Origin of the sequence: Streptomyces sp. NPDC057697, assembly GCF_042799335.1 — a bacterium.
Classification (GTDB): domain Bacteria; phylum Actinomycetota; class Actinomycetes; order Streptomycetales; family Streptomycetaceae; genus Streptomyces.
Genome location: NZ_JBHVJA010000002.1, coordinates 551232 through 564673 on the forward strand (window position 1 = coordinate 551232; position 13442 = coordinate 564673).

At 70.7% G+C, this 13442-nt stretch carries 11 protein-coding genes; 2 read left to right on the forward strand and 9 right to left on the reverse strand.

Going from position 1 to position 13442, the window contains the following annotated elements; translation table 11 throughout:
- Positions 1-52 precede the first annotated feature (52 nt).
- A complete protein-coding gene (locus ACFVFH_RS07495) occupies positions 53-586 on the reverse strand; it encodes an alkyl hydroperoxide reductase (protein WP_072483998.1) in 534 nt (177 codons plus the stop codon).
- A 12-nt stretch (positions 587-598) separates the two neighbouring features.
- Entirely contained in the window at positions 599-1153 is a 555-nt protein-coding gene (locus tag ACFVFH_RS07500) for a peroxiredoxin (RefSeq protein WP_031083404.1), read from the reverse strand.
- 131 nt (positions 1154-1284) lie between these two features.
- Between ACFVFH_RS07500 and ACFVFH_RS07505 the strand changes: the two genes are divergently transcribed.
- On the forward strand, positions 1285-2253 hold the full coding sequence (locus ACFVFH_RS07505; protein ID WP_383764716.1) for a hydrogen peroxide-inducible genes activator: 969 nt from the start codon (positions 1285-1287) through the stop codon (positions 2251-2253).
- Between the two features lie 79 nt (positions 2254-2332).
- Here the strand turns inward: ACFVFH_RS07505 and ACFVFH_RS07510 are convergent, their stop codons facing one another.
- The 5 genes from ACFVFH_RS07510 to ACFVFH_RS07530 form a co-directional block, all read right to left on the reverse strand.
- Positions 2333-4732 carry an ABC transporter permease gene (locus tag ACFVFH_RS07510; protein WP_383764719.1) on the reverse strand — a complete coding sequence of 800 codons (2400 nt, stop codon included), beginning with the start codon at positions 4730-4732 and terminating at the stop codon, positions 2333-2335.
- Positions 4729-5415, reverse strand: a complete 687-nt coding sequence (locus ACFVFH_RS07515) for an ABC transporter ATP-binding protein (RefSeq protein WP_383764722.1) — start codon at positions 5413-5415, stop codon at positions 4729-4731. The genes ACFVFH_RS07510 and ACFVFH_RS07515 overlap by 4 nt, the downstream gene beginning before the upstream one ends.
- Positions 5412-5936: a PadR family transcriptional regulator gene (locus ACFVFH_RS07520; RefSeq protein WP_383764725.1), complete on the reverse strand. Its 525-nt coding sequence runs from the start codon at positions 5934-5936 to the stop codon at positions 5412-5414. The genes ACFVFH_RS07515 and ACFVFH_RS07520 overlap by 4 nt, the downstream gene beginning before the upstream one ends.
- A gap of 114 nt (positions 5937-6050) precedes the next feature.
- Positions 6051-6296: a hypothetical protein gene (locus ACFVFH_RS07525; RefSeq protein WP_383764727.1), complete on the reverse strand. Its 246-nt coding sequence runs from the start codon at positions 6294-6296 to the stop codon at positions 6051-6053.
- Positions 6293-7264 (reverse strand): SPFH domain-containing protein, encoded by a 972-nt coding sequence (locus ACFVFH_RS07530; protein ID WP_383764729.1) that lies wholly within the window; start codon positions 7262-7264, stop codon positions 6293-6295. Before ACFVFH_RS07530 ends, ACFVFH_RS07525 begins: the two co-directional genes overlap by 4 nt.
- A gap of 222 nt (positions 7265-7486) precedes the next feature.
- Between ACFVFH_RS07530 and ACFVFH_RS07535 the strand changes: the two genes are divergently transcribed.
- Complete coding sequence (locus ACFVFH_RS07535; protein ID WP_383764732.1) at positions 7487-9727, forward strand: transglycosylase domain-containing protein; 2241 nt, start codon at positions 7487-7489, stop codon at positions 9725-9727.
- A gap of 84 nt (positions 9728-9811) precedes the next feature.
- Here the strand turns inward: ACFVFH_RS07535 and ACFVFH_RS07540 are convergent, their stop codons facing one another.
- Both ACFVFH_RS07540 and ACFVFH_RS07545 read right to left on the reverse strand, forming a co-directional pair.
- The gene (locus ACFVFH_RS07540) at positions 9812-11281 is read right to left on the reverse strand and encodes a catalase (protein ID WP_383764734.1); all 1470 of its coding nucleotides are present in this window, start codon (positions 11279-11281) and stop codon (positions 9812-9814) included.
- 147 nt (positions 11282-11428) lie between these two features.
- Positions 11429-13330, reverse strand: a complete 1902-nt coding sequence (locus ACFVFH_RS07545) for a SpoIIE family protein phosphatase (protein ID WP_383764737.1) — start codon at positions 13328-13330, stop codon at positions 11429-11431.
- Positions 13331-13442 lie beyond the last annotated feature (112 nt).

Genomic DNA, 13442 nt, shown 5'->3' on the forward strand with positions numbered 1-13442 from the left:
GGGGACGGTCGGTCGTCCCCGGGGCCCTCCTCGTACAAGGGGTACCGCTGTCCTACTCGGCGAGCACGGCCTCGGCATCGAGGGTCACGCCGACCGCCTGGATCACCGAGGCGATCTTGACGGCTTCCTGAATGGTCTCACGGTCCACGCCGGCCTTGCGAAGCACCTGCTCGTGGGAGTCCAGGCACTGGCCGCAGCCGTTGATCGCGGAGACCGCGAGCGACCACAGCTCGAAGTCGATCTTCTCCACGCCGGGCTTGCCGATGACGTTCATCCGCAGGCCCGCCCGGAGCGTCCCGTACTCGGGGTCCGACAGCAGGTGCCGGGTCCGGTAGAAGACGTTGTTCATCGCCATGATGGCGGCGGCCGACTTCGCGGCGGTGTACGCCTCCGCGGAGAGGTTGGCCTTCGCCTCCGGCTCCAGCTCGCGCAGCACCTTCGGCGAGCGCGAGGCGATCGCGCAGGCGAGAACGGTGCCCCACAGCTGCTGCTGCGGGAGCTCGCTGTTCCCGATGACCGAACCGAGGTTCAGCTTCAGGTCCTTGGCGAAGTCCGGAACGGCGGCCTTCAGTTCGTCGAGTGCCATGTCGCTGTCAGCTCACTCGCCCGAGAGGAGGGCGACCGGGTCCAGGGTGTTCTCGCCCTTGGTCCAGTTGCACGGGCACAGCTCGTCGGTCTGCAGGGCGTCCAGGACCCGCAGGACCTCCTTGGGGTTACGGCCCACGGAACCGGCGGTCACCATCGTGAACTGGATCTCGTTGTTCTGGTCGACGATGAAGACGGCGCGCTGGGCGAAGCCGTCCTCGCCCTCGATGCCGAGGTCACGCATGAGCTCGTGCTTCGAGTCGGCCATCATCGGGAACGGCAGGTCGGTCAGGTCCGGGTGGTCCTTGCGCCAGGCGTGGTGCACGAACTCGGAGTCGCCGGAGAAGCCGAGGATCTGGGCGTCACGGTCGGCGAACTCGTCGTTCAGCTTGCCGAAGGCGGCGATCTCGGTGGGGCACACGAAGGTGAAGTCCTTCGGCCACGCGAAGACGATCTTCCACTTGCCCTCGTAGGTCTTGTGGTTGATCTGCTCGAACTCCTTGCCGCTCTCCAGCGAGACACAAGCAGTCAGGTCGAACTCGGGGAACTTGTCACCGACAGTGAGCACGCGCTCTCCTTGAAGCGTTGGAATTCCCTTTTGGGGGTTTTCCTGAGGGTTGGACGAACCCCACCTTGGCACAGAGTGCATTGATCACGGAAATAGCTACACTCGGTCGTGATGATCGGAGGTGCCTATCAGTGGCGCAGAGCAATCAGGGCAGTCGGCCCAAACAGCCCAGCCTCTCGCAGCTGCGTGCCTTCGTGGCCGTCGCGGAACATCTGCACTTCAGGGACGCGGCGGCCGCAATCGGGATGAGTCAGCCGGCGCTCTCCGGGGCCGTGTCGGCGCTGGAGGAGGCACTGGGTGTCCAGCTCATCGAGCGTACGACGCGCAAGGTGCTGCTCTCACCGGCCGGGGAGCGGCTCGCGGTGCGGGCGCGGGCGGTGCTGGAGGCCGTGGGTGAGCTGATGGAGGAGGCCGAGGCGGTCCGGGCGCCGTTCACCGGGGTGCTCCGGCTGGGGGTGATCCCGACCGTGGCCCCGTATCTGCTGCCGACCGTGCTGCGGCTGGTCCACGAGCGCTACCCGGCCCTCGACCTCCAGGTGCACGAGGAGCAGACCTCCTCGCTGCTGGAGGGGCTGGCCGCGGGAAGGCTGGACCTGCTGCTGCTCGCGGTGCCGCTCGGGGTGCCGGGGCTGAGCGAGCTCCCCCTCTTCGACGAGGACTTCGTGCTGGTGATGGAGAAGGACCACTGGCTGGGCGGCCGGGCCGACATCCCGCGCGAGGCGTTGCGCGAACTCCCGCTGCTGCTGCTCGACGAGGGCCACTGCCTGCGCGACCAGGCCCTGGACATCTGCCGCGAGGCGGGACGCACGGAGGGGGCGCCGGTCACCACCACCGCGGCCGGGCTCTCCACCCTGGTGCAGCTGGTCGCGGGCGGGCTCGGGGTGACGCTGCTGCCGCGCACCGCGGTGACCGTCGAGACCGACCGCAACGAGGCGCTGGCCACCGGGTACTTCGCGGAGCCCGCGCCGTCGAGGCGGGTGGCGCTGGGGATGCGTACCGGGGCCGCCCGGCACGAGGAGTTCGAGGAGTTCGCGGCGGCGCTGCGGGAGGCGCTGGCGGCGCTGCCGGTCCGGATCACGGACGGCACGCGCGACGACTGAAGGGGGGGCGCGGCCCCGCGGGACCGCACCCCCCTTCCGGCGCGGCCCCGCGGGGCCGCACCCCCCTCCGGCCGTGGCGTCACTCCGTACGCAGGCCCTCCGGCCGCATCAAGCGCCACAGCGAGGGCAGCGACACCAGCGTGACCAGCAGGATCAGCGCCGCGCCCGCGCCGGTCATCGGCAGGAACACCCACCAGTCGGTGACCTCCTTGCCGAGCATGGCGATCAGGGTCGCGCCCAGCCCGAGCCCGCCCGCGACGGCCACCACCAGACCGATGACCACCGGCAACGCGGTCTGCCAGAGCACCGACCAGCCGAGCGTGGAGCGCCGGGTGCCGAAGGCGACCAGGACCGCGAGCAGCCGCTTGCGTTCGCGCAGCTGCTCCAGCTGCGAGACCAGCATCGCGGCGGCGATCAGCAGCAGCGTCAGGGTCGCGCCGACCTGGAGGCCGCGCTGCACACTGGCGTACTTCTCGTCACGGGCCGTCGAGGAGAGACTCGACACCCGCATCGCGGGGTCGATCCTGGCCGCCGTGTTCCGTACGTACTCCGCGACGTCCGGCACGCTCTCGTCGACCCGGATCTGGGACTGGGTCATCGCGCCCGGCAGGGTGCTCGGGTCGACCGCGCCGGTGGTGGCCATGATGCCCCAGGAGTCCTCGCCCATCGGATCCCGGCGGGTGGTGACTGTCGGGGAGTCGGCGGGCAGGGTCCACCGCACCGGCTTTCCGCCGCGGCCGTCGTCGATCTCGACCTCCTTGCCCTTGCGGGCCGTCTGGTCGACCCAGTTGGACAGCTCCTTGTCGTTCCTGGGGTGGACCACGAAGGTGTCGCCGTCCTTGCAGGAGTCGATCCGGGCCAGTTCGCGCAGGGTCCCGCAGTCACCGATGGTCAGGCTGGTGGTGGGCCGGACGTCGTCGTCGGAGAACCTGCCGGGGCGGGTGACGTAGACCTCGACCTTGCCGATGACCTTCGTCACCCCCTTGGTGGCCTTGAACCGCTCGATGGTCCGGGCGGCCGAGCCGGGGTCTGCCTTGCCGGAGAACGTGTAGAACTGGGCCCGCGACGGATCCTGTCCGGTCATCCGGGTGAACTCGTCGCCCACCGCGGCGAACAGCATCTGCAGCGCCACCGCACCCGCGACCGCGACCGTGATGCCGCTGACCGCGCGGGAGGCCGCCCCGCTGCTCAGCTGGAGCCTGCGGGTGGCGAGCTGCCAGGGCACCGGACCGCCGCGCAGCCGGTTGACGCACGCCTCGACCAGCCAGGGCAGCAGCAGCGCGAGCCCCACCAGGACCAGCGCGGCACCGCCCGCGATCGGGTACGGATCGACCGGGGAGTACTCGTCGACCTTGCCGGTCGTGCCGAGCACCGCCAGCCCCGCCGCCGGCATCAGCAGCCGCCACCAGAACCGGCGCCTGCGGTTGCGGCCGCCCCGTACGACGCCGAGCGGTTCGATCACCACCGAGCGCAGGGCGCCCAGCGTGACCACCATGGCCGTCAGCGGAACGGCGACCACGACCAGCGCCGTCAGCAGGGGGTCGGGCACCAGGTCCGACGGGAAGACGCTGACGTTCCACATCTCGATGTGCCCGACGAACTGGCGCCCCGTCAGGAAGAGCACCGCGCCGACCAGCAGACCGAGGAGCGCCCCGAACAGGGCCTCGCCGGCCGCGATCCGGCGGGTCATCCGGATGTCCGTACCGACCAGGCGCAGCGCGGCGAGCCGACGGTCGCGGCGCTCGCCGCCGAACCGCACCGCGGTGACGATGAAGATCGCGACGGGCACCAGCAGCACCACGCAGATCATGATGATCAGCACGATGAGGACCGGCGGCATCTCCTCGCCCTGGCCCGGGTCGCCGTAACCGGCGATCCGGTGGCCGCCGTCGGCGGGGGTCAGGGTGTCGCTGCCCGCGTAGTAGACCAGGTCCTTGGGCGAGACCAGGCCGGAGTCGCCGATCGTGGAGGTGATCCGGTACGGCAGCCGCTCCTTGAGGAGCGCGCCCTCCGAGGAGTCCAGCAGCTCCTTCAGCGCGGGGGAGACCACCATCTCGCCCGCGCCCGGGAAGCGCGCGACGCCCGGCGGGAGGGCCGGACGCGACCCGTCCGCGCGCATCAGCCAGCCCTCGACGGTGCGGCCGCGGTACTCCGTCTCCGCGCCGACCCGGAGCACCGAGGTGTCGGTCTTCGCGGCCTGTGCGTCGGGTCCGCCGGGGACGGCGCTCTCGGCACGGGCCTGGCTGCGCGCGGAACGCTCCTCCAGCAGATGCGGAGCGGACGCCGCGGTCACGAGCAGTGCCACGCCGAGGCCGACGCCGACGGCGGTCAGCGTGGTGCGGATCCAGCCCTCGCGCCCGCCGCCCGCGGCGAACTTGATGCCGAGGGCGAGATCCCGGAGCCAGGCGGCGAGGCCGGTGGGGCCGGGAGGCCGGGGCGGGGCCGCCGCCGGTGCCTTCTTGTGGTCGAGCACGGTCATACGGCGTGCTCCAGATCGCGGGTACGGCCGTCGCGCACGGTGACGTCGCGGTCGGAGTACGCGGCGACCCGCGCCTCGTGGGTCACCAGGACCACGGCGACGTTGGAGGACCGGGCCGCCTCGGTGAGCAGCTGCATGACCCGTTCGCCGTTGAGGGAGTCCAGGGCGCCGGTCGGCTCGTCCGCGAAGATCACCTTCGGGGAGGCGGCGAGCGAGCGGGCCACGGCCACGCGCTGGCCCTGGCCGCCGGAGACCTCGCCGGGGCGCTTGGCGCCGACGCCGTCGACCTCCAGGCGCTCCAGCCAGTGGCGGGCGGTGCGCTCGGCGTCCTTGCGCTTGGCGCCGGCCAGGCGGAGCGGCAGGGCGACGTTCTCCACACAGGTCAGCTCCGGGACGAGCTGGCCGAACTGGAAGACGAAGCCGAACTCGGTACGGCGCAGGGCGCTGCGTTCGGCGTCCGACATGGCGGAGAGCTCACGGCCCGCGTAGGTGATCGTGCCCCGGTCGGGGGTGACGATGCCGGCGAGGCAGTGCAGCAGGGTGGACTTGCCGGAGCCGGAGGGGCCCATCACGGCGACGACCTCGCCGGGGTGGATGGAGAACGACGCGCCGTCGAGCGCGGGCGTCTGGCCGTACGTCTTGTGCAGGCTGTCGGCGCTGAGCAGGGAGCCGTCGGGGATCACGCGCCCACCTCCTCGGCGAGCCGGTCGAGCCGGGCCGCCGTCAGTTCCAGCCAGCGCAGATCGGCTTCGAGGTGGAAGAGCGCGTGGTCGCAGATCAGCTGGTCGGCGAGATCGCCGAGGCGCTTGCGGTCGGTGAGCATGCGCATGAGGCGCAGGTGCTCGGTGCGCTGGGTGTCCAGCAGGGTCTCGGCGCTGCGGCCGGTGAGCAGGGCCAGGACGACCTTGGTGTAGAGCGTCGACTGGAGGTACGGCTCGGGCTTCTCGGGCTGGGCGAGCCAGGCGCCGACATCGGTGATCCCGGCCTCGGTGATGGCGTAGCGCTTGCGCTCGGGACCACCGCCGCTCTCGATCCCGTCGACCTCGACGAGGCCGTTCTTGAGCAGCCGGGACATGGTCGAGTAGACCTGGCCGTAGTGCAGCGGGCGGTCGTGGCCGAACTTCTCGTCGAACTCGCGCTTGAGGTCGTAGCCGTGGCGGGGGCCGGACTCCAGGAGTCCGAGCAGGGTGTGGCCGATAGACATGCGGAGCACTGTACACGGTGTGTATACCCCCGGTGTATACCCGGGTCCCCGCCCCGGATTCCCGGTGTATGCCCGAGGTCCCCGCGCCCGGTCCCCGCCCCGGATTCCCGGTGCTCAGGCGTCCGGCGGGCCCGCCGCGTCCTTCGGGGGGCGCCCCCGGCGGGGGATCGGGCGCGCGGTGCCCGGCAGGCGGCCCGCCTCCGCCAGCGCCCTGCGCAGCAGGAACTCGATCTGGGCGTTCGCGCTGCGCAGCTCGTCGGAGGCCCAGCGGGCCAGCGCGTCGTGCACCGCCGGATCCAGCCGCAGCAGCATCTGCTTGCGCTGCGGCGGGGTCCGGCGGGGCGGGGTCTGGTCGGTCACTGGTAAAGAGTGCCCGTGTTCAGCACCGGCTGGGCGGCTCGGTCGCCGCAGAGCACCACCATCAGGTTGCTGACCATGGACGCCTTGCGCTCCGAGTCGAGCTCGACGATGTCCTGTTCGGCGATCCGGGTGAGCGCCATCTCGACCATGCCGACCGCTCCCTCGACGATCTGCTGCCGGGCCGCGACCACCGCGCCGGCCTGCTGGCGCTGGAGCATCGCGGAGGCGATCTCGGGGGCGTACGCGAGGTGGCTGAAGCGCGATTCGATGATCCGTACGCCGGCGGCCTGCACCCGGGCGGTGAGCTCCACGGCGAGCTTCTCGGTGATCTCCTCCGCGTTGCCGCGCAGGGAGAGACCGCCCTCGTCGTGGGCGTCGTACGGGTACTCGATCGCGATGTGGCGGACGGCCGCCTCGGTCTGGGTGGCCACGAACTCCAGGAAGTCGTCGACCTCGAAGAGCGCCTGCGCGGTGTCCTCGACCTTCCAGACGACGATCGCGGCCAGCTCGATCGGGTTGCCGTAGGCGTCGTTGACCTTGAGAACGGCGGTCTCGTGGTTGCGGACCCGGGTGGAGATCTTCCGGCTGCTGGTGAGCGGGTTGATCCAGCGCAGTCCGTCCGTGCGGATGGTGCCGACGTAGCGGCCGAAGAGCTGGATCACCCGGGCCTCGCCCGGTGCGACCATCTTCACACCCGTCATGCAGAAGAACGAGGCGAAGACGAGCAGGATGCCGAAGATGCAGACGGGGACGCCCACGCCGTTGTTCCCGTCCGAGGCGACGACACCGCCGACGATCGCGAGGCCGATGCCCGCGATCACGCCGATCACGGTCAGCAGCAGGCCGAGGCCGCCGGGGATGCTGTGCGCCGTCACCTCTCTCACCTGCGGTTCGGGCATCTGGGGCGCATCGGGCGCAAGGTCCGCGGCCGGGGCGGTGGCGGCGTGCGGGCTGTCGTGGTCGGACATGGGATCCCCCCGTGGTGAAGTCGGACTGGCTGCTAGCAATGTGATTACACATTACCGCGATTGGCAACCCTGCGGGCCCGTCGTGAGTCGGTTCCCTTGAGAGCGGGTGCTGATTGTCACGTCCACAAAAGACCGCATCGCTTGCTTTTTGTCCTCGCCGACGGTGTTAGCTGGCGGGGCTGAGCTGATCTGGTCGAGCAGAGAAACGGGAGCAACACAGCGATGGGTCGAGCGGATGCGCGACGAGCCCAGCGGCGCGGAGCGCGGCGGGCCGCGAAGAGCGGCGGCATACGCAGACTCTTCACGTGGAAGAAGATGCTGGGCGTCTTCTTCGGGTTCTGTCTGCTGATCATGGGCGCCTTCGTCGCGCTCTACATGTACGTGGACATTCCGAAGGCCAACGCCCTGGCCGAGCGGCAGAGCAATGTCTACCAGTACAGCGACGGATCGCTGCTGACCCGGACCGGCAACGGCGTCAACCGCCAGATAGTCGACCTGGCCGAGGTGCCCAAGAATGTCCAGCACACCTTCGTCGCCGCCGAGAACAAGTCGTTCTACGACGACAAGGGCGTCGACCTCAAGGGCACCGCGCGCGGTCTGATCAACACCCTCAGCGGCAAGGGCAAGCAGGGTGGCTCGACCATCACCCAGCAGTACGTCAAGAACTACTACCTGACGCAGGACCCGACGATCAGCCGGAAGCTCAAGGAACTGGTGATCTCGCTCAAGATCGAGAACAAGAAGGGCAAGGACTACATCCTCGCCGGCTACATCAACACCAGTTACTACGGGCGCGGCGCGAGCGGCATCCAGGCCGCCGCCCAGGCCTACTACGGGGTCGACGCCAAGGACCTCAACGTCTCCCAGGGCGCCTATCTGGCCTCCGTGCTCCAGGCCCCCAGCCAGTACGACTGGCAGTCCGCGACCAAGACCGGAAAGAAGCTGGTCAAGGCGCGCTGGGCCTACACGCTCGACAACATGGTCGAGATGCACTGGCTCGACAAGGCCGAGCGCGACAAGCTCACCTTCCCGTACCCGCACAAGCCCAAGCCCGCCAAGGGCATGGAGGGCCAGACCGGCTACCTCGTCGACGCGGCCAACAAGGAGCTGGAGAAGCAGGGCATCACCGCGGAGATGCGGCAGGCCGGCGGCTGGACCATCAGGCTCAACATCGACAAGAAGCGGCAGAAGGAGCTGGAGGCGTCCGTCGACAGCCGGCTGGAGTCCAAGCTGGACCGCAAGGGCAACAAGGTCGACGCGACCGTCCAGGCCGGGGCCACCTCCGTCGACCCGAAGACCGGCGCCGTCGTCGCGATGTACGGCGGGGTGGGCTACACCAAGCACTACATCTCCAACGCCACCCGCCAGGACTACCAGCCCGCCTCCACCTTCAAGCCGCTGGTGCTCGCCTCCGCGCTGGAGAACGAGGCGAAGACCCAGGACGGCGACCTGATCGGCGTCAACACCCGCTACGACGGCACCAGCAAGCGGCCCGTGGTGGGCAGCGACACCCCGTTCGCCCCGGAGAACGAGGACGACCAGAGCTACGGCAGCGTCACCGTGCAGAAGGCGATGAACGCGTCGATCAACTCGGTCTTCGCGCAGATGGTCGTCGACGTCGGCCCGCCCGCGGTGAAGAAGACCGCCCTGGCCCTCGGCGTACCGGACAAGAACTTCCCCGAGCGCCCCGCCATCACGCTCGGCACCATGAACGCCTCGACCTGGGACATGGCCGGTGCCTACGCCACGCTGGACAACCACGGCAAGAAGGTCACCCCGTTCATCGTGAAGTCGGCCGAGCACCGCGACCGGTCGGTCGATCCGGTCAAGGGCGTCGGCAGCCAGGTGATCAGCCGCAAGTCCGCCGACACCGTGACCTCCGTCCTGACGGGCGTCGTGGACAGCGGCTCCGGCCGGGCCGCCAACACCTCGGCGTACGAGGCGGCGGGCAAGACGGGCACCTCGGAGAACAACAAGTCGGCCTGGTTCGCCGCCTACACCCCCGAGCTCACCACGGTCGTCGCGCTCTTCGGCGAATCGCCCAAGGACGGCGGCGGCCAGGTCAGCCTGACCGGCACCGCCAATTCCGGCCGGGCCAACGGTGGCGGCTTCCCGGCGGAGATCTGGGCGGACTACACCCTCGGCGCCCTGGGCGGCGGCTCCAGCGCCCGATTCGACCTGGAGGACGTCGAGCGCGGCCAGTCCACCCTCCCGACCTCGCCGCCGACGACCCCCTCGCAGACGGCGACCACCGACACGACGCCGTCGAAGTCGCCGGACACGTCCTCGAAGGGGCCGAGCCAGACGCCCGAGGTGCCGCCGAGCCAGTCGCCCGACGTGCCGCCGCCCAGCCAGTCCCCGGACGTGCCGCCGCCGAGCCAGTCCCCGGACCAGCCGGGCGACGGACTCAGCTCCGGGCGCCCCGGCCAGAACAGCGCCGACAGGAATCCGCCCGGCCAGTGAGCGGATGACGGAACGCCGGACACAGGAGTCAGGGGCGGTGCCGACCGGCACCGCCCCTGCATCGTGTCTCCCGCGACGGCGGTGTCAGCCGCCGTTGACCTTCTTGGCGACCCGGTCGCCGAGGTCCTTGTCGACGTTGCGCCAGTACTGGAGCGCCCGCTCCAGGACCGGGGCGCTCACACCGTCCAGCAGATGGCCGGAAATGTTCCCCACCAGCCGCTCGCGCGCCGCGTCGTCCAGGACCTTGCGCACCATCGTGCCCGCCTGGCCCCAGTCGTCGTCCTCGCTGTGCAGCTTGTACGCCTCGTGCACCATCTCGCCGGCCGTCGCCCAGCCCGCGGGGTCGCCGTAGCGCGTGGTGTCCGCGGCCGGGCCCCCGTAGGAGTTCGGGGCGTAGACCGCCCCCGTACGGCTCGGCTCGTAGCGCATCGGGCCGTCCTTGGCGTACGAGTTGCGGCCGAACCGCGGACGGTTCGGGGGCAGCTGCGCGTAGTTCGGGCCGATCCGGTACCGGTGGGTGTCCGGGTAGGAGAAGAGCCGGCCGAGCAGCATCTTGTCCGGCGACGGACCGATGCCGGGCACCAGGTTCGACGGCTCGAAGGACGCCTGCTCGATGTGGACGAAGAAGTCCTCGGGGTTCTCGTTCAGCGTCATCCGGCCGACTTCGATCTCCGGGTAGTCGGCGTGCGGCCACACCTTCGTGAGGTCGAAGGGGTTGAACCGGTAGTCCGGAGCGTCGTCGAACGGCATCACCTGGATGTACAGCGTCCAGCTCGGGTGGTCACCGCGCGCGATCGCCTCGTACAGGTCGCGGCGGTGGACGTCGCCGTCCACACCGGCCATCCGGTCGGCCTCGTCCTGCGGGTAGAAGTCGATGCCCTGGTCGGTCTTGAAGCGGTACTTCACCCAGAACCGCTCGCCGCCCGCGTTCACCCACATGTAGGTGTGCGAGCTGTAGCCGTTCATGTGGCGGTACGTCTTCGGGATGCCCCGGTCGCCCATCAGCCACGTCACCATGTGCGCGGACTCGGGGGACAGGGTCCAGAAGTCCCACTGCATGTCGTGGTCGCGCACCGCGTTGTCCGGGCGGCGCTTCTGCGAGCGGATGAAGTCCTGGAACTTCATCGGGTCGCGTACGAAGAAGACCGGCGTGTTGTTGCCGACCATGTCGTAGTTGCCCTGCTCGGTGTAGAACTTCAGGGCGAATCCGCGCGGGTCCCGCCAGGTGTCCGGGGAGCCCTGCTCGCCGGCGACCGTGGAGAAGCGGGCGAGCATGGCGGTCTGCTTGCCCGGCTGGAACAGGTCGGCCTTGGTGAACTGGCTGACGTCATTGGTCACCTTGAAGGTGCCGTACGCGCCGGAGCCCTTGGCGTGGACCACCCGTTCGGGGACCCGTTCACGGTTGAACTGGGCCATCTTCTCGATGAGGTAGTGGTCCTGGAGCAGGATCGGTCCGTCGGCCCCGACAGTGAGCGAGTGTTCGTCGCTCTCCACCGGGATTCCGGCGTTGTTCGTGGTGTAGGGGGTGTTCCTGGTCTTTGGTTCCTCGGACACGAGCGTCCTCCCGTCGGTGGGGGTTTGGGTCAGGTCGCCTCGTTCACGACTGAAGTCAAACCCGCCGACAGGAGGTCGGCAACATTTCGCTACCCTCCGTACCGAGCTCTGCCCCGTGTCCGTCCCGGCCCTTCCGCCCGGTGCCCGCTACTGGCCCCGGTTCGACATCTCGAACCAGACCACCTTGCCGGTCGAAAGGCGCGTCGCCCCCCACCGTCTGGCCAGCCGGTTCACCAGGAACAGGCCGCGCCCGCCCTCGTCCATGTCACGCGCCCGGCGCTGCCGGGGCAGCTGCGGGGAGTCGTCGCCGACCTCGCAGCGCAGGATGTCGGTGCGCAGCAGCCGCAGCGTCACCGGTCGCTCCGCGTAACGGACCGCATTGGTCACCACCTCGCTCACCAGCAGCTCCACCGCGTCGGAGAGGTCGTCGAGCCCCCAGCGGCTCAGCGCGCGGCGGGCCAGCCGGCGGGCGCGGCCCGGAGCGGTCTCCTCGGGTTCGAGGTGCCAGTACGCGACATCGCTCGGCGCGATCCCGTCGAAGCGGGCGGCGAGCAGCGCGATGTCGTCGTCCCGGTCGCCCGGACCGAGCATGTCCAGGACGTCGTCGCACAGCGCCTCCAGCGGCGGCGAGTGGTCCGGGCCGGTCAGCCGGGCGGTGGCGGCGAGCCGTTCGCGCAGCTGCTCGATCCCGGTCCAGACGTCCCGGAGCCGGGACTCCACCAGGCCGTCGGTGTAGAGCAGTAGCGTGGCGCCCGCGGGCGCGTCCAGCTCGACGGCCTCGAAGTCCACCCCGCCGACGCCGATCGGGGCGCCCGCCGGTACCCGCAGTACCTCCGCACGGCCGCCCAGGTGGAGCAGGACGGGCGGCGGGTGCCCGGCGTTGGCGATGGTGATCCGGTGCGCGACCGGGTCGTAGACCGCGTAGAGGCAGGTCGCCATGCGGTCGGTGCCGAGCCGCTGGGCCTGCTCGTCGAGGTGGTGCAGCACCTCCTGCGGGGGCAGGTCCAGCCCGGCGAGGGTCTGCGCGGTGGTGCGCAGCTGGCCCATGATCGCCGCGGAGGTCATGGAGTGGCCCATGACGTCGCCGACGACCAGGGCGACCCGGCTCCCGGGCAGCGGGATCGCGTCGTACCAGTCGCCGCCGACCCGGGCCGTCTCGGCGGCCGGAAGATAGCGGGAGGCGAGCCGCACACCGGTCGGCTGGGGCAGCGAGTCGGGCAGCATGGTGCGCTGGAGCTCGTCGGCGATGTACGCCTCGCGCCCGTACAGCACGGCCTTGTCGATGCCGAGTGCGGTGTGCGTCGCCAGCTGGGCCGCGACCAGCAGGTCGTTGGACTCGAAGGACGGCCGCTCGGTGCCGCGCAGGAAGACGGCGGCGCCGATGACCCGCCGCCGTCCGCGCAGCGGGGCGAGGATCGCCCGGTGCCCGGTGGGCACGGTCCGGCCGGTGCCGAGCAGCTCGGGCAGCGCGGCGCGGGCCGCCGCGGAGTCGCCGAAGACCGGCCGCACCCCGCGCAGCACCTCGGCCAGCGCACCGCCGGAACGGACCTCGCACAGCTCGGCCGCGGGCGTCAGATCGCCGTGCGGATCGATGACGGGCAGCCGCAGCCGCTCGGTCTCCGGTGAGCCCTCGGTCTCCTCCTCGCTCAGCCGCAGCCGGTCGGACCGGCGCAGCCGCAGCACGAAGGGCGAGACCGGGCGTTCGTCGCCGACCGGGAGCGGGTCGCGGAGGTAGACCAGTATGGCGTCGGAGAACGTCGGCACGCTGGCCCGGCACAGCCCCAGCACGATCTCGTCCAGGTCTATGCCGCGGGCGATCCGCCGGGTGGCGGCCCCGACGAAGCGCAGCCGGTCGCCCTCGCGACGGGCCGCGGCCAGCGGGTCGAGTCCTGCGGGGCCGGCTCCCGACCCCGGTGCCGCTGCCGGTCCGGGGACCGCGGCGGCAGGGGAAGCGGCCGGCGCGGCGTCCTGCTGCCGCGGCCGGGTGCGTTCCTGCGACCGGGCGGCGAGGGGCTGCCGGCCTTCGTGGGAGGTGGGGTGCTCCGTCACGCGTGGGGTTCCGTCCGTCCGGGCCGGTTGTATGAGGCAATCACCTGTCGGGGCGCTACTGTGCCCCGGCAGGCGCGGCGATCACAACGGCTGTCATCGGATGCCCCGGAAC